Annotated in this window: 17 protein-coding genes; 4 read left to right on the top strand and 13 right to left on the bottom strand. The window is 65.8% G+C overall.

Annotated elements, in window-relative coordinates:
- Window positions 1-13: 13 nt before the first annotated feature.
- From FPB55_RS18160 to FPB55_RS18150, 3 genes are all read left to right on the top strand, one after another.
- Window positions 14-2389, top strand: a complete 2376-nt coding sequence (locus FPB55_RS18160) for an RND family transporter (RefSeq protein ID WP_033690558.1) — start codon at window positions 14-16, stop codon at window positions 2387-2389.
- Between the two features lie 253 nt (window positions 2390-2642).
- Window positions 2643-2933 (top strand): DUF5629 family protein, encoded by a 291-nt coding sequence (locus FPB55_RS18155; RefSeq protein ID WP_054905310.1) that lies wholly within the window; start codon window positions 2643-2645, stop codon window positions 2931-2933.
- Window positions 2899-4026, top strand: coding sequence for a lactonase family protein (locus tag FPB55_RS18150; RefSeq protein WP_238706601.1), 1128 nt, complete (start codon window positions 2899-2901; stop codon window positions 4024-4026). Before FPB55_RS18155 ends, FPB55_RS18150 begins: the two co-directional genes overlap by 35 nt.
- Before the next feature lie 147 nt (window positions 4027-4173).
- Here the strand turns inward: FPB55_RS18150 and FPB55_RS18145 are convergent, their stop codons facing one another.
- The 9 genes from FPB55_RS18145 to FPB55_RS18105 all read right to left on the bottom strand — a co-directional run bounded on the left by FPB55_RS18145 (window position 4174) and on the right by FPB55_RS18105 (window position 16701).
- The gene (locus tag FPB55_RS18145; RefSeq protein ID WP_009683738.1) at window positions 4174-4767 is read right to left on the bottom strand and encodes a glutathione S-transferase; all 594 of its coding nucleotides are present in this window, start codon (window positions 4765-4767) and stop codon (window positions 4174-4176) included.
- On the bottom strand, window positions 4764-8408 hold the full coding sequence (locus FPB55_RS18140; protein ID WP_144188958.1) for an AAA family ATPase: 3645 nt from the start codon (window positions 8406-8408) through the stop codon (window positions 4764-4766). Before FPB55_RS18140 ends, FPB55_RS18145 begins: the two co-directional genes overlap by 4 nt.
- Window positions 8405-9643 (bottom strand): exonuclease SbcCD subunit D C-terminal domain-containing protein, encoded by a 1239-nt coding sequence (locus FPB55_RS18135; RefSeq protein ID WP_115294502.1) that lies wholly within the window; start codon window positions 9641-9643, stop codon window positions 8405-8407. The genes FPB55_RS18140 and FPB55_RS18135 overlap by 4 nt, the downstream gene beginning before the upstream one ends.
- Before the next feature lie 246 nt (window positions 9644-9889).
- Window positions 9890-11521 (bottom strand): BatD family protein, encoded by a 1632-nt coding sequence (locus tag FPB55_RS18130; RefSeq protein ID WP_047149560.1) that lies wholly within the window; start codon window positions 11519-11521, stop codon window positions 9890-9892.
- Window positions 11518-13236 carry a VWA domain-containing protein gene (locus FPB55_RS18125; protein ID WP_144188956.1) on the bottom strand — a complete coding sequence of 573 codons (1719 nt, stop codon included), beginning with the start codon at window positions 13234-13236 and terminating at the stop codon, window positions 11518-11520. The genes FPB55_RS18130 and FPB55_RS18125 overlap by 4 nt, the downstream gene beginning before the upstream one ends.
- Entirely contained in the window at window positions 13233-14309 is a 1077-nt protein-coding gene (locus tag FPB55_RS18120; protein WP_144188954.1) for a VWA domain-containing protein, read from the bottom strand. Before FPB55_RS18120 ends, FPB55_RS18125 begins: the two co-directional genes overlap by 4 nt.
- Window positions 14302-14796 carry a DUF4381 domain-containing protein gene (locus tag FPB55_RS18115; protein WP_009683483.1) on the bottom strand — a complete coding sequence of 165 codons (495 nt, stop codon included), beginning with the start codon at window positions 14794-14796 and terminating at the stop codon, window positions 14302-14304. Before FPB55_RS18115 ends, FPB55_RS18120 begins: the two co-directional genes overlap by 8 nt.
- Window positions 14793-15737, bottom strand: coding sequence for a DUF58 domain-containing protein (locus FPB55_RS18110; protein WP_029886675.1), 945 nt, complete (start codon window positions 15735-15737; stop codon window positions 14793-14795). Before FPB55_RS18110 ends, FPB55_RS18115 begins: the two co-directional genes overlap by 4 nt.
- A 4-nt stretch (window positions 15738-15741) precedes the next feature.
- Entirely contained in the window at window positions 15742-16701 is a 960-nt protein-coding gene (locus FPB55_RS18105; protein ID WP_009683481.1) for a MoxR family ATPase, read from the bottom strand.
- A gap of 229 nt (window positions 16702-16930) precedes the next feature.
- Between FPB55_RS18105 and FPB55_RS18100 the strand changes: the two genes are divergently transcribed.
- Window positions 16931-18229, top strand: a complete 1299-nt coding sequence (locus FPB55_RS18100) for a DUF2235 domain-containing protein (protein ID WP_115294499.1) — start codon at window positions 16931-16933, stop codon at window positions 18227-18229.
- 38 nt (window positions 18230-18267) lie between these two features.
- On the opposite strand, the gene FPB55_RS18095 is transcribed toward FPB55_RS18100, so the two are convergent.
- From FPB55_RS18095 to FPB55_RS18080, 4 genes are all read right to left on the bottom strand, one after another.
- Window positions 18268-19476, bottom strand: a complete 1209-nt coding sequence (locus FPB55_RS18095) for an MFS transporter (protein WP_009683479.1) — start codon at window positions 19474-19476, stop codon at window positions 18268-18270.
- Window positions 19477-19655: 179 nt separating this feature from the next.
- A complete protein-coding gene (locus FPB55_RS18090) occupies window positions 19656-20543 on the bottom strand; it encodes a dihydrodipicolinate synthase family protein (protein WP_047149558.1) in 888 nt (295 codons plus the stop codon).
- Between the two features lie 45 nt (window positions 20544-20588).
- Window positions 20589-21371: an aldolase gene (locus tag FPB55_RS18085; RefSeq protein ID WP_009683476.1), complete on the bottom strand. Its 783-nt coding sequence runs from the start codon at window positions 21369-21371 to the stop codon at window positions 20589-20591.
- Window positions 21372-21624: 253 nt separating this feature from the next.
- Window positions 21625-23769, bottom strand: a complete 2145-nt coding sequence (locus tag FPB55_RS18080) for an HAD family hydrolase (RefSeq protein WP_115294497.1) — start codon at window positions 23767-23769, stop codon at window positions 21625-21627.
- Window positions 23770-24066: the final 297 nt, after the last annotated feature.

The raw sequence follows: 24066 nt of genomic DNA, 5'->3' as shown, positions 1-24066 counted from the left end.
GGAGAGCATCACCATGCATCCGCATCACCAGGACAAGCCTACGCTGCTCGAACGGCTGATCTTCAACAACCGCCCCGTGGTCATCGCCCTGTGCGTGCTGATCAGTATTTTCCTGTTCTGGCAGGCGACGCAGATTCGCCCCTCCACCAGTTTCGAGAAGATGATCCCGCTGCAGCACCCGTTCATCGAGCAGATGATGGAGCACCGCAACGACCTGGCCAACCTCGGCAACACCGTGCGCATCTCGGTGGAGGCGGTCAAGGGTGACATTTTCGACAAGGATTACATGGAGACCCTGCGCCAGATCCATGACGAGGTGTTTTACCTGCCTGGCGTCGACCGTGCCGGGCTGAAGTCGCTGTGGAGCCCCAGCGTGCGCTGGAGCGAGGTCACGGAAGAGGGCTTTTCCGGTGGCGAGGTGATCCCCAACACCTACAACGGCTCCCAGGACAGCCTCGATACCCTGCGCGACAATGTGCTCAAGTCCGGCCAGGTCGGGCGGCTGGTCGGCAACAACTTCAAGTCCAGTATCATCGATGTGCCACTGCTGGAAAGCTACCCTGACCCGCAGGACCCCAGCCGGCTGCTGAAACTGGATTACCAGCAGTTCTCGCACCTGCTGGAAGAGAAGGTGCGTGACAAGTTCCAGGCGCAGAACCCCAATGTGAAAGTGCACATTGTCGGCTTTGCCAAGAAGGTCGGTGACCTGATCGACGGCCTGGTGATGGTGGCGATGTTCTTCGGCGTCGCCCTGGTGATCACCTGGGTGCTGTTGTACTGGTTCACCTGGTGTATCCGCAGCACCATCGCCGTGCTTATCACCACCCTGGTGGCGGTGGTCTGGCAACTGGGGCTGATGCACGCGGTGGGTTTCGGCCTGGACCCATACTCGATGCTGGTGCCGTTCCTGATCTTCGCCATTGGCATTTCCCACGGGGTGCAGAAAATCAACGGCATCGCCTTGCAGTCGAGTGACGCCGACAATGCGCTCACCGCTGCACGGCGAACGTTCCGGCAGTTGTTCCTGCCGGGCATGATCGCCATCCTGGCCGATGCGGTGGGCTTCATCACCCTGCTGATCATCGACATCGGGGTGATTCGCGAGCTGGCCATCGGCGCGTCCATCGGGGTGGCGGTGATCGTGTTCACCAACCTGATCCTGCTGCCGGTCGCCATCTCCTATGTCGGTATCAGCAAGAAGGCCATCGAACGCAGCAAGAAGGACGCCACCCGCGAACACCCGTTCTGGCGCCTGCTGTCGAACTTTGCCAGCGCCAGGGTGGCGCCGGTGTCGGTGGCGCTGGCGCTGCTCGCCTTCGGCGGGGGGCTGTGGTACAGCCAGAACCTGAAAATCGGCGACCTCGACCAGGGCGCGCCGGAACTGCGCCCCGACTCGCGCTACAACCAGGACAACAACTTCGTCATCAGCAACTACTCGACCAGTTCCGATGTGCTGGTGATCATGGTCAAGACGCCGGCCGAGCAGTGTTCCATCCACTCGACCATGACCCCGATCGACGAGCTGATGTGGACCATGGAAAACACCCCGGGGGTCCAGTCGGCGATCTCCCTCGTCACTGTGTCCAAGCAGGTGATCAAGGGCATGAACGAGGGCAGCCTGAAATGGGAAACCCTGTCGCGCAACCCCGACATCCTCAACAACTCCATCGCCCGTGCCGATGGGCTGTACAACGGTGACTGCTCGCTGGCGCCGGTACTGGTGTTCCTCAACGACCACAAGGCCGAAACCCTGGAGCGGGTCACGGCGGTAGCCCAGGCGTTTGCCGACAGCCACAACAAGGAGGGCCTGCAGTTCCTGCTGGCAGCAGGCAATGCCGGGATCGAGGCCGCGACCAACGAGGTGATCAAGTCGGCCGAACTGACCATCCTGATCCTGGTGTACATCTGTGTGGCAGTAATGTGCCTGATCACCTTCCGCTCGTTGGCCGCCACCCTGTGCATCGTTCTGCCGCTGGTGCTGACCTCGGTGCTGGGTAACGCGCTGATGGCCTACATGGGCATCGGTGTGAAGGTGGCCACCTTGCCGGTGGTGGCGCTGGGCGTGGGCATTGGCGTTGACTACGGCATCTACATCTACAGCCGCCTGGAAAGTTTCCTGCGCGCCGGGTTGCCGTTGCAGGAGGCGTATTACCAGACCCTGCGCTCGACCGGCAAGGCAGTGCTGTTCACCGGGCTGTGCCTGGCCATTGGTGTGTGCACCTGGATCTTCTCGGCGATCAAATTCCAGGCCGACATGGGCCTGATGCTGACCTTCATGTTGCTCTGGAACATGTTCGGGGCGTTGTGGCTGCTGCCGGCCCTGGCGCGGTTCCTGATCAAGCCGGAGAAAATGGTGGGCAAGCAAGGGGGGTCGATTTTCGCCCATTGAAGGCAGGGGGCCGCGTTGCGGCCCAATCGCCGGCAAGCCAGCTCCCACAGGGATCGCCTTAGGGCTGACAGGTGTTTGCCACAAGGTATGGCAGCGCCTGTTAGAGCGAGCGCAGCTCGCGATTGCGCCGCGCGGGCGGCGCTCGATCTCACAGGCGCTGAAGATGCTCTGGCTACCCTTGCCAGGAACCATAGAATCTCCCACAGGGATGTCACAGGGTTATACTGGCAGCACTTCCCTGACAGGTAACCCAATGTCCTCCCTCAGCCACGCCCTGCAGTCCTGCGACATGCTCCTGATCGACGGCCTGCACGCCTTCGAGTTCACCGCCGATACCACTGGCCTGCGCGTCGAGTGCATGGACGGCCGCCAACTGCGCCGCTGGTCGTTTACTCCCGAGCAGGTCGCGGCGGCGACCGCCATGGGTGACGAGTGGCAACTGGACGATGCCAACGGCGCGCATCGGCTAGTCTGCATGAGTGCCTTTCGCGCCCCGGATGAAGACCAAGATGAACCGCACCTGGACGACCCTGCTGACCGCTAGCCTGATGAGCCTGACTATCCCGAGCCACGCCGCGACCCTGCTGGTGGGCAGCTATACCGATGGTGCCAGCCAGGGTATCTACCGCTACCAGTTCGACGAACAACGGGGCCACATCGACCCTACCCCGCAGCAAGTGGTGAAAAGTGTCAGCCCGTCGTGGCTGGTGCTGTCGGCCGACCGCCGCCTGCTGTTCGCTGTCAATGAAACCCCGGGCGGCAATGCCAGCAGTTTCAGTGTCAGTGCAAAGGGCGACATCAAGCCGCTTAACCAGGTGGCCAGCCAAGGCGACGAGCCAACCCACGCCAGCCTCAGCCATGACCAGCGCTACCTGTTCGTGGCCAACTACGCGGTCAACCCTGACCCCGGCGGCAGCCTGGCAGTGATGCCGGTAGCCAGGGACGGTCAGCTCAAGCCGGTCGTGCAGCAACTGCGACACCGGCCCAGTGGCGTCAACCGCGAGCGCCAGGCGGGGGGGCATGTGCATTCACTGGTGTCGTCACCCAATGGGCAATATCTGTACGCCAGCGACCTCGGCGCCGACAAGGTATTCATCTACCGCTACGACGGCGCCAGCCCGGACCAGCCGTTGAGCCCGGCCACGCCGCCGTCGGTGGCGTTGCCGCCAGGCAGCGGACCACGCCACCTGCTGTTCGATGCCACGGGGCAGCATGCCTACCTCACGTTGGAAATGAGCGGGGAAGTGGTGATGTTCAATGTGAGCGGTGCGGACCTGCGCGTGGGCCAGCGCCTGGCACTGACCGAAGCCTCGGCGTCGACGGCCAAGGCGGCGGGCGGGTTGCACCTGTCGGCCGACGGGCACTTCCTGTACGTGAGCAACCGCGGTACAGCGAATGAAATCGTGGTGTTCGCGGTTGAGGGCGACGGCCAGCTGACGTTTGTGCAGCGCCGCGCCGTGGAAGGCGACCACCCCCGCGAGTTTGCCCTGGACCCCAGCAACCGCTTCCTGCTGGTGGCGAACCAGAAGAGCAACCAGATCGTGGTCATGCGCCGTGACGCCAAGACTGGCAAGCTGGGCGAAACGGTGCAGGTCCTGGCCCAGGACGCACCCTCGGACTTGAAGTTCATCGACTGATATCAACACCAGGCCTTGTAGGAGCGGCCTTGTGTCGCGAAAGGGCCGCAGCGCGGCCCCGGCAATGTCGGCGGTAACGCAAGAACCCGGGGCCGCTGCGCGACCCTTTCGCGACACAAGGCCGCTCCTACAGGGAGCCGGGTGAAGCTACCTGGCCATGATCGAGCGGAACAGGTCTGATGCCAACCACCCCTCTAGCCAGCTCCGCAGCCGCGGATAAGCGGCCTCGGCGAACCACTGCGGTTCCACCCCGGCAAACTGGCGCATCAGGGGCAGCAAGGCGGCGTCGGCGATGCTCGGCTGGTCAGCCAACAGGTACGGCCGGCTCTCCAGCAACCCTTCGAGCTCCGCCAGCCAGGCCTCGGCCTGCTGGCGGTAGTAGGCGCGAGGGTGCTGCGGGTAGCGCTCGGCATACTTGTACAGGTTCACCTGCGCCTTGAACGTGCTGTCATTACGCGCGATCAGGGCATGCGCCTGCTGCGCCGCCGCGGGATTCGCGCGCAGTTGCCAATCCTGCGGGTCGTTCTGCGCCAGCGCCCAGCGCATGATATCCAGGCTCTCTTCCAGCACCTGGCTGCCGGTGTCCAGCACCGGCACCGTGCCCTTGGGGGACAAGGCCAGCAGTTCTGCCGGCTTGTTCTTCAGCGCCACTTCGCACACCTCGACCTCACAGCCGGCATAGCGCAGGGCCAGGCGCGCGCGCATGGCCCAGGGGCAGCGACGGAACGAGTACAGGATCACCCGCACACCTGCACTTCGCTCAGGCCATTGCTTTGGCGGCGCACCTGAATTTGCACCGGGATGCGCTCGTGCATTTCCTGCACGTGGGAAATCACTGCCACCTTGCGCCCCTGGGCCTGCAAGCCGTCAAGGGCATCCATGGCCAGCTGCAGCGACTCGGGGTCCAGGCTGCCGAAACCTTCGTCGATGAACAGCGATTCGATGCGCAGGGTGCTGGAAGCCATCGAGGCCAGGCCAAGGGCCAACGCCAGCGACACCAGGAAGGTTTCGCCGCCGGACAGCGAGTGCACCGAGCGCAGCTCGTCGCCCATTTCGGTGTCCAGGACCAACAGGCCCAGGGCACTGCCGCCCCGCTTGAGGCGGTAGCGGCGGGCCAGTTGGCGCAGTTGGCTGTTGGCATGGTGCAACAGCAGGTCAAGGTTGTAACCCTGGGCGATCTTGCGGAACACATCGCCCGAGGCCGAGCCGATCAGAGCATTCAGGCGGGCCCAGCGCTGCCACTGCTGGCGGGCTTGCTCAATCTCGGCTGCCAGTGCCTGATGCGCCTGCTGGCGACGCTGGTCATCGGCCTGCTGCGCCCGCAGTTCGGCGCATTGCTGCTCGTGGCTGGCCATGCGCTCGCGCAGTTCCAGCAGAGCTTGCTCGAGGGCTTCGGCCGGGGTGTCCACGGTCATGTCGGCCACGTGCTGTTGCAGGCGCTGTTCGCGTTCCTGCAGCAACACGCGGCTTTGTTCGATGGCTTTTTCCGCGCCTTGCAAGCGCTGGCGCAATGCTGTGACCTGCGCATCCTCCATGGCCAGCAGGCGATCCAGCCCGGCGTCATCCAGCTCCGGGTGCTGGCTGCGCCACTGCGCGATCTGGCCCTGCAACTGCTGGCATTCGGCAACCAGCGCCTGTTGCTGCTGGCCGTCGGCCTTCAGCTCGCTGGCCAGTTGCACGGCTTGCGTGCGCAGTTCCTGCAGGCGCTGGGCGGTGTCGGCGTCCAGGGCGCGGGCTTGGTCCAGCGCGGCGTCCATGTGCTGTTGCCAGGCTTCGGCAGTGGCGTGTTCACCGAGCAGTTCGCCGAGGGCGGCCTGGGCCTGCTGGCGCTGCTCGTCCAGGGCGGCAAGTTGTTGCTGCAACTGCTGCAGGCCTTGCACGCGGGCCTGGTGCTGGTCGCGCAGCTTGTCGAGTTGGGTTTGCCGGGCCTGCTGTTCTTCCAGTTCGTCCTTGCGCTGTTCCAGTTGCTGCAAGCGCTGGGCGATCTGCTGGTCCAGGGCCAGGAAAGCATTGGCCGGGTCTTCGTCGAGTGCCTTCAGGGCCTGCTCGGGCAGCACCCCGGCCAGGTCGTGCAAGCCTTGCTGCAACTGCTGCTCGTCATTGGCCAGGGCCTGGTGCTGTTGTTCGAGGTGGCGCTGGGCCTGCTGTTGGGCGTCTTGGGCGGCCTGCAGTTGCTGGTTGAGGCGGGCAGCATCGCGTTGCAGCGTGAGCAGCGCGCTCTGGCGCTTCTCGTCCTGCGCAATTTCCGCCTCCAGGCGCTGCAGCTGGCTGGCCAGCCAGGTGCTACGGGCCTTGTCATCCTGCGGGGCCAGGGCCGGCCACAGGCTGTGCGCCTGCACTTGCGCCACCAGCGGTTGCAACTGATCGCCCAGTTGCTGCTGTTGCTGCTGGAAGTCCTTGAGCTGGGCGTTGACCACGCCCAATTGGGTGCGCAGCTCGACCAGCTTGGCGTTGAGGGTGTCGACCTGTCGCTGCGCGGCAGCTTCTTCAGCCTGGTCATGCCGGCCCAGGCTGTGCAGCAGTGCGTCAGGCTGGTGGAACGGGTGTTCGGCACTGCCGCAGACTGGGCAAGGTTCGCCATCGCGCAATTGGTCGCGCAGTGCCTCCACGCTGGTGGTGCGCGCCAGGCGTTGCCGCTCCAGCAACTGGCGGGTGAGGTTGAGCGCCTGTTCGGCCGCCTCCAGCTCGGCCTTCGCCGCGGTGCCTTCGCTGATCAACTGCTGGCGTTGCTGCATGGCCTGTTGCTGGCGTTCACGAACGCTGTCCAGTTGCTGGCGCAGTTCCAGTTCGCGGCCGTGCAGGCGCGACATTTCTTCAACGGCGCGCTGCTGCTTGCGGTTGTCCTGCAGCATGCCACCGAGCAGGTCGATCTGCTCGGCCAGGGCCTGGGGTTCGGCCTTGGCTTCGCGGAACAGCAGCTCGTAGGCATCGCGCTCGGCCTGCAGCTGCACATTGGCCTGGCTGGCCTGGGCCTGCAGGCCGGGCAGCTCTTCGCGGCCCTTGGCCAGGCGGCCGCCAATCAGCATCACCTGTTTGAGTTGCGGCAGGTAGGCGTGCCACGCATTGGCCAGGCCTGCCAGGTGCTCGCTGTCGGCAAGGGCACTGTCGATCTGCGCCAATTGCTGCAGGCTGCGCTGCTGGTTGGCCTCCAGCTGTTGCAACTGCTGCTGGCCATCGGCGACGTGTTGTTCAGCCTGTTGGCTGCTGCTGCGTTGCGCGGCCAGCGCTTCGTCCAGGCGCGCCAGGTTGTCCTGGGCGGCGAAGGCCTGGCGCAGGCGTGGGGCATTCTCGCCGTGTTGCGCCTGGCTGTCGGCGAGCGCCTGGCGTGCGGCGTTCAGTGCTTGCTCCAGGGTATTTGCGCGTGCCTGGAGTTCGTCCTGCTGCTGTTGCTGCTGCGCAATTCTTGCCGCCAGTGGGGCCAGTTGTGCGTTCAGCGCCTGCTGGCGGTGGAACTGGTGGCGCTGAGGTGCCAGGCGCTCCAGGCGCAGCAGGTCCAGGCGCGGTTCGGCCAACTGCTGCCAGTCCTGCTCGGCGGCCTGCAGCGCGCGGGCCGCCTCGGCGTGCTGGGCTTGCAGCCGGTTTTGCTCGTGCAGCCAGTTGCGTTGCTGTTCCAGCTGGCGCTCACCGGCCTGGTCAGCCTTCAGGTGCTGCTGCGCCTGCTCCAGTTGCTGGTCGAGCTGGGCGCGGGCTTCGGCATCCATCGGCAGCAGGTGGCTGGCGCGCGCGAGCAGGTCGTTGTGCACCTCACCGGCCTCGCGGGCCTTGCTGAACGCGCGCTGGCCCAAGCGGGTGTAGATGGCGGTGTTGGTCAGTTTTTCCAGCAGCTCGCTGCGCTCTCTGTCGTCGGCCTTGAGAAACGCGCCAAACTCGCTCTGGGCCAGCATCACCGCGCGGGTGAACTGCTCGAAGTTCAGGCCCAGGCGGGCTTCGACCAACTGTTTGTATTCGTTCTTGCCGCTGGCCAGGACCTGCTCGCTGTCCAGGTCGTAAAAGCTCTGGCGGCTGTGCTGCAACTTGCCGTTGGCCTTGTCGCGGGCGCGGTTGGATTCCCAGCGGGCACGGTAGCGGCGGCCGTCGACGCCGACGAAATCGACTTCGGCAAAGCCGCTGCCGGTGCCACGGCGTAGCAGGTTGCGCGGGTCGGATGTGGGGATGTCGCCGTCGGCATCCGGCACCTTGGCTTCCCGACCGATGTCATTGAGCCGCGGAACGGTGCCGAACAGGGCCAGGCACAGGGCGTCGAGCAGGGTACTCTTGCCGGCGCCGGTGGGCCCGGTAATGGCGAACAGGCCGGCGCTGGCCAGGGGCTCGGCAGTGAAGTCGATGTCGACGGGGCCGGCCAGCGATGCCAGGTTCTTCAGGCGGATGGCAAGAATCTTCATGGCTGCTCCTCATCCTGCTGCACGTCCTGCAACAGCAGGGCAAAGTCGGCCAGCGCCTGCTCGTCGACAGCGCTGCCGTAGGTTTGCTCCCAGGCCCGGCTGAACAGGTCTTGCGGGGTCATCTGGGCCAGTTCGACAAAGGCCAGGTCATCCTCTTCGGTACTGTTGCGCCCAGCATACTCGGCACTGATGCGCACCAGCCGCACTGCCTTGCCCGCCAGCGCGGTCTCGATCTGCTGGCGCAGGTCCGGTTGCGGCTCGTCGAGAATGACCCGCACCTCCAGCCAGGGTTGGCGATTGGGGTCTTCCAGCAGGTCGATTACCGGCAGGTCTGCCATTTGCTGTAACAGCTCACCCAGCGGTGCCGGGCCGATGCGTTGCAGGGCCACGGCGCGCGGTACCGGGCGCGGCTCGACGCTGACCAGGCCGCTGCCGTCCAGTTCCACCTCCAGCACCTGGTGCGGGTAGTTGATTTCGGCGAACGACAGTGGGATCGGTGAGCCGCTGTAGCGGATGCGTTCTTCGCGGTTGACCTTCTGTGGTTTGTGCAGGTGGCCGAGGGCGACATAGCTGATGGCCTTGTCGAACAGCTTGGCCGGCAGCGCCTCGGCGTTGCCGATGATCAGGCTGCGCTCGGAGTCTTCCGACACTGCGCCCCCGGCCATGTGCGCATGGCTGATGGCAATCAGCGCCTGGTCTTTCTTGCGTTTTTGCAGTGCTGCGGCGATCAGTTGCTGGTGCACCTGGGTGATGCCTTGCAGGTAGTCGTCGCCCAGGTGGGGGCCGGTGACTTCGGCCGGCCGCAGGAACGGCAGCGCCAGGCACCAGGCTGCGACCTTGCCACGGCCATTGGTCAGCGGAATCAGCAGCCGCTCGGCATCCAGTTGGCCCTCGTCCAGCCAGTGCACACGGCCCAGGGCGTGGGTGCGCAGGCGGCGCATGAGTGCGGCAGGCAGCTCGATGCGCGAGCCGGAATCGTGGTTGCCGGCGATCATCACGATGTCCAGCTTGGGCTGCTGCTCATGCGCCTGGACGATGAAGTCGTACAGACGCTCCTGGGCTTTGACCGGGGGGTTGACCGTGTCGAAGATATCGCCGGCGATCAGCAGCGCATCCGGCTGGCGCAGGCGAAGCTGGCCGAGCAGCCAGTCGAGGAAGCAGGCGTGTTCGAAATCGCGTTCCTGGCCGTGCAGGCTTTGGCCCAGGTGCCAGTCGGAGGTATGAAACAGACGCATGGATGACCTGTGGTGTCGAGTCGAGCAAGCCAGAGGGCTTGGCTTTGGGGATGGGCGTTGCGCGAGGGCGGTATGGTAACCCAAGCAGGGGGGTGGGGGGCAGGGCGGGGGATGGGGGGAGGGCTGGCACCGGCTGCGCCGGTGTTCGCGGGCGCGCCCGCTCCTACAGGTACCGCGTAACGCTCAGGCATACGTCGTACCTGTGGGAGCGGGCATGCCCGCGAAGAGGCCCTGGCAGGCAGCCGGCTACTTGGGATAAAGCGGCGGCAAGCTGCCGTTCTCCCCAGCCGGCAACAACACCTGCTCGGCCGGCGGTATCGTGCCGATTGCCCGCCACAAATCCTCACCCTGCCAATACTGCCCACTCTCGCTGTACAACGCGCCATTCAACCCATCCAGCGCATCCGACAACGGCACGAAGCGCGCCGCCATCTCGGCCAGGGTCTCCGGTTGCTGCCGGGCCCAGGCGTCCAGCGCCTGGCGGGTGGCCTGGGGGTCGTTCGCCAGGCAAGCGCGCTTGAGGTCATCCAGCAAGGTGCGCGGGCTCGGCCCGTTCTGCGCCGCACGCAGCACCGCCGGTTGCGAGCGGGCGCGCCACCACAGGGCGAAGCCCAGTACGGTGGAAAGGGCGAACAGCAGAGTCGCCAATTGCCAAGGCCACAGCGCGCTGCTGGCGCTGCTGTTATCGCCCACCGGGCTGTCGGCACTCAATGCCGGGTTGTCTTGCACGTTCAGCGTACGCGCCGGCAGGCTGCTGTGCTCCAGGTGATCTTCACGGGTGTTCCACCACGCCACTTCCAGCGCCGGCAGGGCCAACGTGCCGGCATGTGTGGGCACCAGTGCTTCGCGTTCCTCGCGGTTGGCGGTCATGCCGCGTTCGTTGATTTCGTTGCGCAGCAGCGGCTGGTCGGGGTAGCGGCGCAGGCCGGTGATCTCGGTGGCGGGTAACGGCGGCAACTGGGTGCTGGAAAGGCCTTCGGCGCGCAAGGTGATGTTGCGCGTCAGCGAGTCGCCAATCTGTACCTGCTGGTTGCCGGGGTCGGGGTTCCAGTGCTCTTCCAGTGTCAGGCTACGCGCCGGCAACCACGGCACACCCGCAGGCCAGGCGGCGGGAATCGGGCGTACCGCCAGCCGCAGCGGCAGCGAGCTGACCTGTACCTGGTGCCCGGCACGGGCCGTGCCATTGGCTTGCGGGGTTTCGTCGCTGCTGGCTGCGGCGGTGGCGCTGAACGTCAGTGGCGGGATCTCGAGCGTGCCACTTTGCTGGGGGTACACGGCATAGCGGGTTTCGATCACGCCGTGGCGCACGCCATTGATTTCCTTTTCATAGGTGCGCGATTCGCCGAGCGGTTCGACCTTGGCGCCTTCCAGCTGCAGCGGGCTCAAGCTGCTGTCGTCATAGAGCGCCACCGAGTGATAGATGCGCAAGGTGAGCACAGCCTGCGCCTGCACGTAGACGTCGGGGCTGTCGAGGGTGGCCTCGATGAACACCTGTGAAGTGTCCTGGCGGCTGGCATCGGCCTGCAGCACTTGCAGGTCGATGGCCTGACTGCGTGACTGACCCAGCTGCAGCTCGGGGATACGCAGGCTGCCGCTGCGCCGCGGCAGCAAGGTGATGATCCAGCGGGTGCTGGCGCGGGTTTCACCGTCGAGGGTATGCAGGCTGTTCAACTGGCGCGTGCCGCGCACCTCGAAGTCGCCTTCCAGGGCGCGCAGGTCGGGCTTGCCGAACTGGGTGACGTCCTGGCTTTCCAGGGTCAGTTCCAGGCTTTCGCCAGCCTGCAGGCGGGTGCGGTCGACGCTGGCCTGCAGCAGGGGTTCAGCCTGGGCCAGGGTGGCCCACAGCAGGGAGAGGAGCAAGACGCCGAAGCGACTCATCGTGGGGTTTCCTGTTGCAGTTGCTGTTCGTACCAGAATTTGCGCCGCAGCAGCTCCGCCGGGTTATCGGGGATCTCCCGCAGCCATTGTTCCAGGGCTTGGCGCTGTTCGGCGTCGAGGCTGGTCGACACCGGGCGCTGGGGCGGCTGGATGACGCCCTCATCGGCACCCGGCTGGTTACCCGGTGCGCCCTGGCTGTTGCTGCTGCTTTCGCCAGGCTGCTCGGCGCTGGCTTGTTCATCACCGCTGGGGGTGCCCTGGGCGGCGCTGCTGGCCGAACTGCTGTTGCCTTCGGTGTCGCTGCCGGGCGTGCTTTGGGCATCGTTACCGGGCGGTTGTTCCTCGGCCTTGGCCTGGCGCTGTTGCAGCAGCTGTTGCACCAATGCCTGGTTGTCCAGTGCCACTTGCAGATCGGGTTGGCGCTCCAGCGCCTGCTCGTAGGCGTCCAGGGCCGCTTCCAGCTCACCGGCACGGGCCAGTGCATTGCCTCGATTGTAGTGGTCGGCGGCCGCGTCGCCTTGGGAAAATGCCTCGGCCGCACCCGCGTAGTCGCCGGCCTGGTACAGCGCCAGGCCGCGCCACTGCGTGTCATGGAAGTGCCGAGCCGCGCTGGCTGGGCGGTTCAGCTCGAGCAGGCGTTGGCCTTGCTGGTCGGGGCGCAGCCACAGGTCATCGAGCTCGAAAGCCTGGCTGGGCTGGGGCAGGGCCAGCAGTAACGGCAGGCAGAACAGCCAACCGCGCCGGCCGGCACACGCGGCCAGCAGCAGCAGCGGAATCAGCAACCAGTAGCCTTGGTCGGCCCAGCTGTCCAGCTGCAGGGTCTGGCCGTCGTTGCGCCCGGCCCGCGGCTGGTCGAACAGGCCCAGGCCGCGCAGGTCCAGGTCGTCGATACGCGCATGCCGGTAGCGCCCGCCGGTGCCGTTGATGAAACCCTTGAGGCTGGCGTTGTCCAGGCGGGGCACCAGAATGCCGCCTTGGTCATCCTTGAGGTATTCGCCATTGGCCTGGCGCACCGGGGCACCGTCACGGCTACCGATACCCAGCATCAGCAGGCTTGGGCCCTGCCGGCCAAGGGCCTGGGCGATGCCCTGGCGCTCCGGGGCGCTGAGCGACGACCCGATCAGCAGCAGGCGGCCCTGGCCGAGCCCGCTCTGGGCCAGCAGTGCCAGGCCCTTCTGCACGGCCAGGTCGGCGCGCTGGCCGGGCTTGGGCATGATCGACGGGTCGATGGCCTCCAGCAGGTTGCGCGTGGTGGCCAGGTCATCGGACAGCGGCACCAGGGTGTGTGCGGAGCCGGCATAGACCACCAGCGCCGTCTGGCTGTCGCGGCGGTGCTCCAGCAGGTCGAGGATTTTGCGCCGGGCCTGTTCCAGGCGATTGGGCGGGCTGTCCTCGGCGAGCATCTGCGGGGTCAGCTCCAGCAATATCACCAGCGGGTCGGCCGGGCGCTGGCGGTTTTCTTCCACCCGCTGCCAACTGGGCCCGAGCAGGGCCAGGATCACCAATAGCCAGGCCAACCCCAGCGCCACCCACGGCAGTTTGCTGGTGTTGCCGTTGCCGCCGCCCAGCAGCACAGCGTGGAATGCCGGCGGCAGGATCAGCTGCCAGCGCCCGGCGCGTTTGCGCCGATGCCACAGCTTGTACAGCAGCCAGCCAAGCAAGGGCACGGCCAGCAGCCACAGCGGGCGCAACCATTGCGGCCACAGGTCGATCATCGCCGCCTCCTCAAGCGCAAGCGCTTCAGGCGTTGGCGCCATTCCGGGTGTGGCTGCAAGAAGCGCGGCTTGCGCAGCAGGCGCTGCATCAGGTTGTCGGGCCATTGCACGGCCACCACCAGCAGCACGCTCAGCAGCAGTGCCAGGGCCAACGGCCAGGCGTACAGGGCTTGGGCGGTGCGGGCCTGGGTCGGTTGCTGGGCCACCGGTTCGAGTTGGTCGAGGGTGTCGCCAATAGCATCCAGTTCGGCACCGTCATGCGCGCGGAAGTAGGCGCCGTGGGTGATTTCGCCGATTTCCCTGAGTGCGGCTTCGTCCAGGTCCAGGCTCGGGTTGAGGCCGAGCAGGCCTGGTGTGCCACTGGCGTCGGGGTTGGCGCCAATGCCGATGGTGTAGATGCGCACGCCTTCCTGGGCTGCCAGGCGGGCTGCCGTCAGCGGGTGGATCTGCCCGCCGTTGTTGGCACCGTCGGTAATCAGCACCAGTACCCGGCTTTGCGCCGGGCGCTGGCGCAGGCGTTTCACCGCCAGGCCAATGGCGTCGCCGATGGCCGTGTTCTTGCCGGCGATGCCGATTTGCGCTTCGTCGAGGAAGGTGCGCACGGTACGCCGGTCGAACGTGAGCGGGGCCTGCAGGTAGGCCTGGCTGCCGAACAGGATCAGGCCCACGCGATCGCCTTCTCGGTCCTGCAGGAAATCGCCGAGCAGGGCCTTGACCAGGTCGAGGCGGCTGATGTCTTCGTTTTTCCACTGCATGTCCGGGAAGTCCATCGACCCGGACACGTCCACCGCCACCAGCAGGTCGCGGCCGCTGGCCGCCACCGGCACCGGGTCACCGAGCCATTGCGGGCGCGCGGCAGCGCACAGCAGCAACAGCCAGATGACCACGAATGGCCCTTGCTGGCGCCAGGTGGGCAGGTTCAGCCGCGCGCGCCGCCCGGCCAGGCCTTCCAGTTCGTTGAGGAAGCCAACCTTGAGTACCGGTTCGCCGCTGTCAGCGGCGGGCAGCAGCAGGCGCGCCAGCCACGGCAGCGGCAACAGGGCAAAGACCCACGGCCAGGCCAGTTCAAACATGCTTGCGGATCCAGGTTTCGACGGCTTGGCTCAGCCCGGCGATGGCCTTGTCGTCGAGTTTGCACTCGGGTTTATAGGCGCCTTCGACCAGCACCATCCAGCGTGTGAGGCCGGCTGCGGGGCAGCGGTTGTCGAGAAATGCCAGCCACTGGCGGCCGTTTAGGGTATGGCTGTTGGCGCCCGGGTAGTGGCTGCGGCACAGGCGCTTGAGCAGGGCGTTGATCTGTTGCAGCCAGGCGCCGGCGGGGGCGCCGTCGTAGGGGCGTGGCAGGCGTGCCAGCTCGGCCAGCGCTTCTACCCGCACCGGGTCCAGCGGTTGCTCGGCGCGTACGACACGGCGCTTGCGCGGGCGCCAGTGCCGCAGCCGCCACAGGCCCCAGCCCAGCACTGGCAGGATGACCAGCAATGCCCACCAGCCGGGTGCCGGCGGCCACAGGCCGATGGGCGCCGGTTCGATCAGCGGTTGCAACTGATCGAGCGGGTTCATGACGCGCTCCGCGGGCGCTGTGCGCTCAGGTATTCGCGCAATTGCTCGATCATTTCACTTTGCGTGCTCAGCGGCATCAGCAGCACCCGCAGCTTTTGCGCCAGCAGCTCCCAGCGTTCGATGCGGGCTTCGGCCTGCTGGCGGTAGGCCTGGCGCAGGTTGGCGTCGAGGGTGTCGAGCTCCAACTGCGCGCTGCGTTGGGCAAAACGCAGCAGGCCAGCGGCCGGCAGGGCATGGTCGAGTGGGTCGGACACCGGCAGCAGCAGCAGGTCGCAATGCCGGGACAGCATGGCCAGGTGCTGCTCCACCTGGGCGCTGAGCGAACGCTCGTCGCAGATCACGATGGCCAGGCTGCCCGGGCGCAGCACTTCGCGGGCGCGGCGCAGCGCCAGGCCAAGGCTGTCGGCCCCGGCAACCGCCTCGGTGTGCAGTGCCTGGTTGACCTTGGCCATGCGGTTGAGCAACTGCAGCAGGCTCTGTTTGCTGCGCCGGGGCTTGATTTCGTGGTGCTCGTTGTCGCCGAACACCAGGCCGCCGATGCGGTCGTTATGGGCCAGCGCGGCCCAGCCGAACAAGGCGGCGGCCTGGGCGGCGAGCACCGACTTGAACATCAGGCCCGAGCCGAAGAACAGCCGCTGGCTCTGCTCGACCAGGATGAAGATAGGCCGTTCGCGTTCTTCGTGAAACAGCTTGGTGTGGGGCTCCTGGGTGCGTGCGGTCACCCGCCAGTCGATGTTGCGCACGTCGTCGCCGGCCTGGTACACGCGCACCTGGTCGAAGTCCACACCGCGCCCGCGCAGCTTGGAATGGTGCAGGCCGACCAGCGGGCTGCGTTGGCCGGGCTTGGAAAACAGCTGGATTTCGCGCACGCGGTGGCGCATGTCGATCAGCTCGGCGAGGCCGATGCGGATGCCGGGTTCGGCCAGGTGCGCAGTGGGCATGGGGTCAGGCAACGGCGACGACGTCGAGGATGCGCTGGACCACGCGGTCCTGGTCGATCCCCGCGGCCTCGGCTTCGAAGGAGAGGATGATGCGGTGGCGCAGTACGTCGAACAGCACCGCCTGGATGTCTTCGGGGCTGACGAAGTCGCGCCCGGCCAGCCAGGCGTGGGCACGTGCGCAGCGGTCCAGCGAAATGGAACCGCGCGGGCTGGCGCCGTAGGCGATCCAGTCGGCCAGCTCGGTATCGAATTTGGCCGGGGTGCGGGTGGCCATGACCAGCTGCACCAGGTACTCCTCGACGGCATCGGCCATGTACAGGTTGAGGATTTCCTTGCGCGCGGCAAAGATCGCCTGCTGGCTGACCCGCCGTTCGGGTTTCACTTCGCCGCCCAGCGCTTCGCCGCGGGCCTGTGCCAGGATACGCCGCTCGACCGCGGCGTCCGGGAAGCCGATTTTCACGTGCATCAGGAAGCGGTCGAGCTGGGCTTCGGGCAGCGGGTAGGTGCCTTCCTGCTCGATCGGGTTCTGCGTGGCCATGACCAGGAACAGGGGCGACAGGTCGTAGGTGCTGCGGCCCACACTGACCTGGCGTTCGGCCATGGCCTCGAGCAGTGCCGACTGGACCTTGGCCGGTGCACGGTTGATTTCGTCGGCCAGCACCAGGTTATGGAAGATCGGCCCCTGCTGGAACACGAAACTGCCGGTTTCCGGGCGGTAGATTTCCGTGCCGGTGATGTCGGCCGGAAGCAGGTCGGGGGTGAACTGGATGCGGTGGAACTGCGCTTCTATGCCCTCGGCCAACTCCTTGATGGCCTTGGTCTTGGCCAGCCCGGGCGCCCCTTCGACCAACATGTGGCCGTCTGCCAGCAGCACGATCAACAGCCGCTCGACCAGTTTCTCCTGGCCTAGGATCTGGGTTGAAAGAAAGGTGCGCAGCGCGATCAGCGCTTCACGGTGTTCCATCGGCGACGGTTCCTGGTAGGGGGCCGGAGGCGGCTGACGGCAGCTGCCCTGGCAAGGGCTGATACTTTAATCCATCCGGGGGGGCGGCGACTAATGGCACGGGGTAAATTTATCGCTGCAGCGGGCCTGGGGTATGGAAAACTCTCACGAAGGCTTGGCGATTGCCTGATGTTGCCTGACGGCGTACTGGCGCCTGCTTGTGCTTTTGGGTCAAGCACAAGGCACGAAGATGGTAGCGAGCAACGGCGGTACGCCGACCCCTCGACGGGTAACCCTGCGTTTCGGGGTGTTCTTCGATGGCACCGGTAACAATCAGCACAACGCCACGGCATTGGCGGGGCACGGCGGCAGTTATGCCAATGCGCTGAGCAACGTAGCCCTGCTGCATGCGTTGTACCCGGCGCAAGCGGCCGATGGCGAGGCGCGCCAGGTCTTTTTCAAATGCTACATGGAAGGCATCGGCACCTTGGCCGGTGAAACCGACCCGGTGTATGCCTCTGCCACCGGGCGTGGCCGCACGGGCGTGGAAGCCCGGGTGGCCGAGGCGTTGCAGGCGATTGCCGGGCAACTGCAGGGTTGGTGCCAGGCGCACCCGCAGTGGGTGCCGGCACGCCTGGAGTTCGACTTGTTCGGCTTCAGCCGTGGCGCGGCGGCGGTACGCCACCTGGCCAACCTGTTGCACGACGGTGCCGGGGGATTGTTGCCGGTGGCGTGTGACATCGCGATCAACTTCATGGGCTTGTTCGACACGGTGGCCGCGATCATCGCGCCGTTGCAGGGCGACTTCGACCCCGCCGATGAGCGCCACGGTGGCTTGCGCCTGGGCCTGGAGGCGGGTATTGCCCGGCAGGTGGTACAACTGGTCGCGCGGGATGAGCGGCGGCATAACTTCCCGCTGGTGAGCAGTGGCCACGACATAGTGCTGCCGGGTGTGCACTCGAATATCGGTGGCGGCTACCCGGAAACCACATGGGAACAGGTGCTGTTGTGCAAACCGCAATCCCAGCGCGTGCCGGTGGCGACCCCTGCCGGGCAGTGCCGCGTGCATGCCGTGATGCAGGGCCTGCTGGCGACGGATTTTGCCGACATGGGGGAACCCCGGCCACGGGTGATCACCTGGGAGGAGCCGATCGCTGGCGGCCACCCGCGTGAAGCAGAGAAGCAAGTCTACGCAGCGGTAGCCCGCGAGCGGGAGGTGGCCGGGCACCTGTCGCGTGTCTACCTGAGCGTGATGCGCGAGCTGGCGGTACGGGCTGGTGTGCCGTTTGCGCCGTTGGGCGGCCAGGCGGAGCACCGTTTGCCTGCTGAATTGCAGGTGATCAGCGCAAAATTGCATGGCTTCGCCTTGGGCGAAACCGGGCAATTGGCGCTGAGCGAGCAAGAGCAGCGCTTATTGCGCGACAAGTATGTGCACGCTTCGGCGAACTGGAACGCGCTGAAAGGGTTGCGTAACAGCGTGCTGGATGTGTTGTTTGTCAACCGGCCAGGGGTGGCGGGGCGGGTGGTGCATGGGAACCCGGTGGGGTGAATGTGTCTGGGGTGGCAGGGGTTCGCCACCCCATTCATTCATCGCTGCGCGTTCCTGCGTTTTCGAGCCATATACCCCTCCTGCGCCACGGTCAGCATCACCGTCAGCACCATGAACGCTACCGAAGCAACGAAAATGCCGTTTGGCAGCCCCCGGTCGAGCATCCAGCCGAACGCCACTGGCCCGACGGCGCCGCCGATGTTGAACCCGGTCGAGACCAGCCCGAAGGTCTTGCCTTCGGCACCCTTGGGCGCGGCCGCTTTTACCAGCATATCCCGCGACGGGGCGATCATTCCGGTCAGCAGGCCGATGCTGCCCAGTACCACCACCAATGCCCATTCGCGCAGCACACCCAAGGCCACCACGGCGGTCAGCACAGCGGCCAGGGCGAAAGCCAGCGCCGCCACCAGGCCATGCCGGCGGGTACGGTCGGCCAGGGCACCGCCACACAGCACCCCTGCGGCGCTGCAGAGCAAGAAGGCGGTAAGCGCGGTATTGGCCCAGGCCAAGGTCAGGCCTTGGCCTTGCACCAGTGCGGCAACGGAGAATTTCTCGATGGCACTGGTGCTCAGGTTGAGCAATATGAACAGCACTGTCAGCACGCCGATCATGGGGGTGAACAAGCGCACTCGTACGTTTGCCGGCGGCGCGCCGGCATTGCCCGGGTTGCCCATCTCCGTTACCCGGTACACCCCGCTGCCTGGCAGCGATATCAATAGCAGCGCAGCAGCGCCGAACACTGCGCCCGTCGCCAGGGCTGCCCGTGTGCCCAACACGGCAGCGATACCGAGGAATATTGCCGGGGTTACCGCCGAGCCCAGGAAGCCGGCGAAGGTATGAATGGAGAATGACCGCCCCAGCCGGTCTGGCTCGATACCCTTGGCCAGCAGCGCATAGTCGGCCGGGTGGTACACCCCATTGGCCAGGCCGGCCAGCGCCATGCTCACCAGCAACACCGCATGGCCGGGGCTGGCGGCCAGCAGCAGGAAACTGAGGCTGCCCAGCAGCAGCCCGGCCTTGAGCACCTTGCGCGCGCCAAAGTGGTCGACGGCGTGACCCAGTGGGGCCTGCACCAGGGCAGAGACGATATTGAACACCGCCAAGGCCACGCCGAGTTCGACGTAACCGACCCCCAGTAGGGAGGGCAGCACTGGCAGCAGTGCCGGGATCAGCATGATGTGCACATGGCTGACGAAATGTACGGCGGCAACCTGGGTCAGCAGCTTGGGGGCAGCAACGTAGCGCATGTCGGGACCTGTAGACAGCGTGCGCGCCTGGCGCACGGCAAGGGGATGGAATGCCCGCTTGGCGGGTGTCGCTGCGCAGCACCCGAAGGCGGCCATGCAAACGCCGGCAGCGATCCCGCCACCCAGCGCGTTGCCTGTTGCGCGGGTAACCCGCGCTTAAAGGGCTGCGCTGTCGAGGGTCAGGCAGCCAGTTCGGTCAGCAGGTTTTTCAGATAGTCGCTGCCTTGCGCATCCAGCGCCTGCAACGGCAGGCGGGGCGCGCCGACATCCTGGCCCAGCAGCTTCAGGCCGGCCTTGATGGTGGTGGGCAGGCCGCGGCGGGTGATGTATTCCAGCAGTTCGTACTGGCGGTAGAACAGCGTGCGGGCTTCGGCCAGTTGGCCTTGCTGCACGGCGTCCCACAATGCCAGGTTCAATGCCGGGATCAGGTTGGGCGCGGCGGTGCACCAGCCGCTCGCGCCTGCCACCAGGGCCTCCAGGGTCAGCGGGTTGCAACCGTTGTAGAACGCCACCTGGCCCTTGCTGGCCTGGAACAGGCGGTGCATGCGCTGAATGTCACCGGTGCTTTCCTTGACCATGGTCACATTCGGCACCTCGGCGAGGATGCGCAGGATCAGTTCCACCGACAGGTCGGTGCCGCTGGTGCCCGGGTTGTTGTAAAGCATGATCGGGATGTCGATGGCGGCGCCGACGGCCTTGTAGTGGGCCACCACTTCGGCTTCGGTGAGTTTCCAGTACGAAACGGGCAGCACCATGACCGCCGTGGCCCCGCATGCCTGCGCCAGGCGCGCACGCTCCACGGTGCGTGCGGTGGTCAGGTCGGAGACGCTGACCACGCTGGGTACGCGCCCGGCGATGCGCGCCTGGCTGAAGCGCACCACGCTTTCCCATTCGCTGTCGCTCAGGTAGGCGCCTTCGCCGGTGCTGCCCAGCGGCGCGATGGCGTGCACGCCGTGCTTGATCAATTGGTCGATGGACGTGCCCAAAGCCTCCAGGTCGAGTGTGCCGTCTGCCGAGAAGGGAGTGATGGTGTAGCCGATGACGCCGCGAATTACAGGTGTAGACATGACCAGGCACCTTTGCCGTTGTTGAGGGAAGAGTACAGCTTCGAGTCAGGCCAGGCAGTCGCCGTGGGCCCGCAAGGCACGCCGCGCGTAATAGCTGAACGCGGCGCCATGACGCTTAGGGGTGGAGATCCAGTCGTGGGCTTCCTTGCCCAGGGCTTCGGGGATGGGGCGGATGTCACCGGCCCCCATGGCCAGCAGCTGCATCCTGGCGGCCCGCTCGAACAGCAGGGCAAGCACGCAGGCTTCTTCGATCGAGCCGCCAGCGATCAGCAGGCCATGGTGTGAAAGCAGGATCGCGCGCTTGTCGCCGATGGCCGCCGCGATGATTTCGCCTTCTTCATTGCCTACCGGCACACCAGGCCAGTCCTTGAGGAAGGCGCAATCGTCGAACAGCGGGCACAGGTCCATGTGCGAGATGGCCAGCGGTACCTCCAGCATCGACAGGGCGGCGCTGTGCAGCGGGTGGGTGTGGATGATGCAGTTGACGTCAGGCCGGGCGCGGTAGAGCCAGCTGTGGAAACGGTTGGCCGGGTTGGCCATGCCACGGCCTTGCAGCACGGTCAGGTCTTCGTCCACCACCAGCAGGTTGGAGGCGGCGATTTCGTCGAAGCCCAGGCCCAGTTGCTGGGTGTAATAGGTGCCAGGCTCCTGGGCGCGGGCGGTGATCTGCCCGGCCAGCCCCGAGTCGTGGCCGCCGTCGAACAGGATGCGGCAGGTGAGGGCCAGCTTTTGCCGGGTACTGTAGGTGTTGTCGGCCAGGGCCGTCAGCATCTGCTGCTGGGCGTGCTTGACCAGTTGGTCCTTGGGGGCGTGCATGGTGGTCGTCATAGGCGGTACCTGCAGGAAAGGGCGGTGAATTGCTGAGCGACACAGGGAGGTCGCCAGGACACACGGCGATCATAATGACACCTTGTGTCATTATCAAGCAGGGAATGACACAATTAGCCTGCAGTGGGGCTCCAGAGGTGGCGGGCCGGGCGGCAAGGAGGTGCGCGAGGGGGCGTTGGCAAAGCGCGCGGCGCAGGCGCTTACACCGGCCGGGCCGGTGTTCGCAGCTGGCGCCGCGGCAAAAAGGCGCGCGTTACGCGCCTATGCAGCGCGAAGCGGGCAGCGGGGCCGGGTGCGCGTGCTGGTATTGCCGGAAGGCCTCGGCAATGGCATTGATCAGCGGCGCGTCGCTGAGCGGGTTCAAGGCCGGGAAGCGCTTGCCGTTGCAGATGCCCTGGTAGGTCAGCACAGCCTCGACGCTGTGATCATGGTCCAGGTACACCTGCCTGATCGCCTGGGCGTCCAGGTTCTTCGCATCGTCGCAGCGCAGGGCGTGGTGAATGGCCAATGCCGCGCCAAAGGCCAGGGCCGGGGTGTCGATGCCGTGCCTGCCGGCCAGCTCGATGCTGCTGAGGATACGTTCATTGCGCTGCAGTTTGCGCAGCGGGTCGCGGCCGACGCGGGCGCACGGGTCCTTGAACGAGGTTTTGCAGCGCGCCAGAAAGGCGTCGGCGAACCGGCTGATCACCTCGCTCATTTGCGGGTACTCCGCTTCCAGGGCGGGCGCCACTTCCTGGCGTATCAGCCGCTCGGCCAGGGCATTGACGCGGGCGTCGCCCATGCCCTGGCCCACCCAGGCATGGCCCAGCAGGCTGGCGTACCAGGCAATGATCGCGTGCGGGCCGTTCCACAGGCGGTTCTTGATGACCTGGATCTCGGTAATATCCGGCACCGTGTGCACTTGGCGCAGGCGTTCGAGCAGATCGCTGCCGCGCTCGACATACAACGGCATGTCGGCTTCGCTGTTGAACAGCACCAGGTGCAGTTGGCTCATGGCGCTGCTGGGCTGCGCAAAGGGCCTGAAATGCCCGAGCAATCGCTCGTATTCAGCCGGCGGCGCCGAGGCACTGCGGGGGGCGGCAGGCTCTTCTTCCAGGCTGTTGCGAAACATCTGCGACTTGATCCGCAATTGCCGCACCAGCGCATCGTTGCTCAGCTTGGAAACGATGCGGCTGACTACCGTTTCCGCGAAATGGGTCTTGAGCATTACCTGCTCGCAGATCGCTGGCGGGCACAAGGTCGCCAGCTCGGCTTGCACATGCCGGCGCACGAACGCGCCGCCACCCACCTTGTTCAGCACGATCAGCAACGTCAGTTCGCGGCCGCGGCGCTCGAAACGCTGCAGCAGGCCTTGGGCAATTACCCTGGCTTGGTTGCGAATGGCCTGTTCAGGCAGGCTCAGGCCGATGATCTCGGCGTCGTTGTACATGGCGATCACCGCCTGTTCGTCGTCCAGGTCGATCATGCGCACATTGTCGATGGTCTGGTCGAACGAGGTGCTGCCATAGCGCACGCTGTAGCTGCCGAAGGCACTCACGCTCTCGCGCAGCATGCGTGAGCGGGTAGCGGCGATGATTTCGCAGGGCCGGGTGTAGCCGTCCCAATGGGAAAACACCTGGGTCAGGTAGCCGCCGCCGATGGCGCCAAAGCCATGAATACCGACACGGAACTGGTTCAACGACGCCGGGAAGGGCTCGCTGAGCGCGGGCATGCCCAGCTCGGGCACGCATGCATTCAGGTCGGCGAGGAACTCCGGCATGCTGTGGTAAGCCTTGAGTGCGCCGGCCTTGATGTCGGCGGCAGGTGGCTTGATGTCTTCGATCAGAATCGCCTGGCCCTCGGCACGCATGGCCGACAGCATGCCGTTTTCCGAATCCTCGACCATGAAGCACTGCGCTGGCGGGCAGTTGAGTGCGCGGGCGGCCTTCAGGAAAATCTCCGGGTGGGGTTTGCCCTGGCTGACTTCATCGCCACACACGGTGATGTCGAAGTACTTCAGCACATTGGCGTTGATCAGGTATTCCTCGGCGATGGCGCGGCGGCTGGAGGTGGCCACGGCCATGGTCAAGCCGGCCTTGCGCAGGCGCTCCAGCACCTCCAGCAGGCCGGGCTTGATCGGCACACCGTGATTGCGCACGTACTCCAGCTCCAGTTCATCGGCGCGCTGGCGGATGGCGGCATAGGGGAAGTCTGCGCCGTTATGCGCCTTGGCCAAGGCTTCGGCTTTTTTCGCGCTCAGGCCCAGAGAGCCGAGCAGTGTGTGCTCGCCCAGCGGTTTGCCGAAGATTTCCAGCGACGCTTGCTTGAGGGTCTTGAAGCGCAGGCGTTCGGTGTCGAAGAGGGTGCCATCCATATCGAAGATAGCGCTGAAGATGCGTTTGCCGTGAAAGAAAAGCATGGGTTGTTGCCCCTTGTCGGTGGGTCGGACATCCCGCCTGCAACAGGCGAGCATGGCGTGCGAGCTGCAGCAATGGCAGTCAGGTAGGGGGCACGCGGTCGACAGGAGGGCGCTGGGGGGTAACGCAGATGTAGGGGGGGATGGAGCGGGGGGTACACAGCAGGTTGGCGAACCTGGAAGTGAGGCGGGCGGCACGTTTGGCCTTGAGGTCACGCCCACTGGCTGCAGTCGGTTTTGCAGGCAGTGGGCGCAAATAGCGATGGATACGTGTGATTCCGAGCATGAGGTACTGTGAGT

It is taken from the genome of Pseudomonas sp. BJP69 (assembly GCF_007633355.1).
Taxonomy (GTDB): Bacteria; Pseudomonadota; Gammaproteobacteria; order Pseudomonadales; family Pseudomonadaceae; genus Aquipseudomonas; species Aquipseudomonas juntendi.
This window is presented reverse-complemented; position numbering and strand designations above follow the sequence as displayed.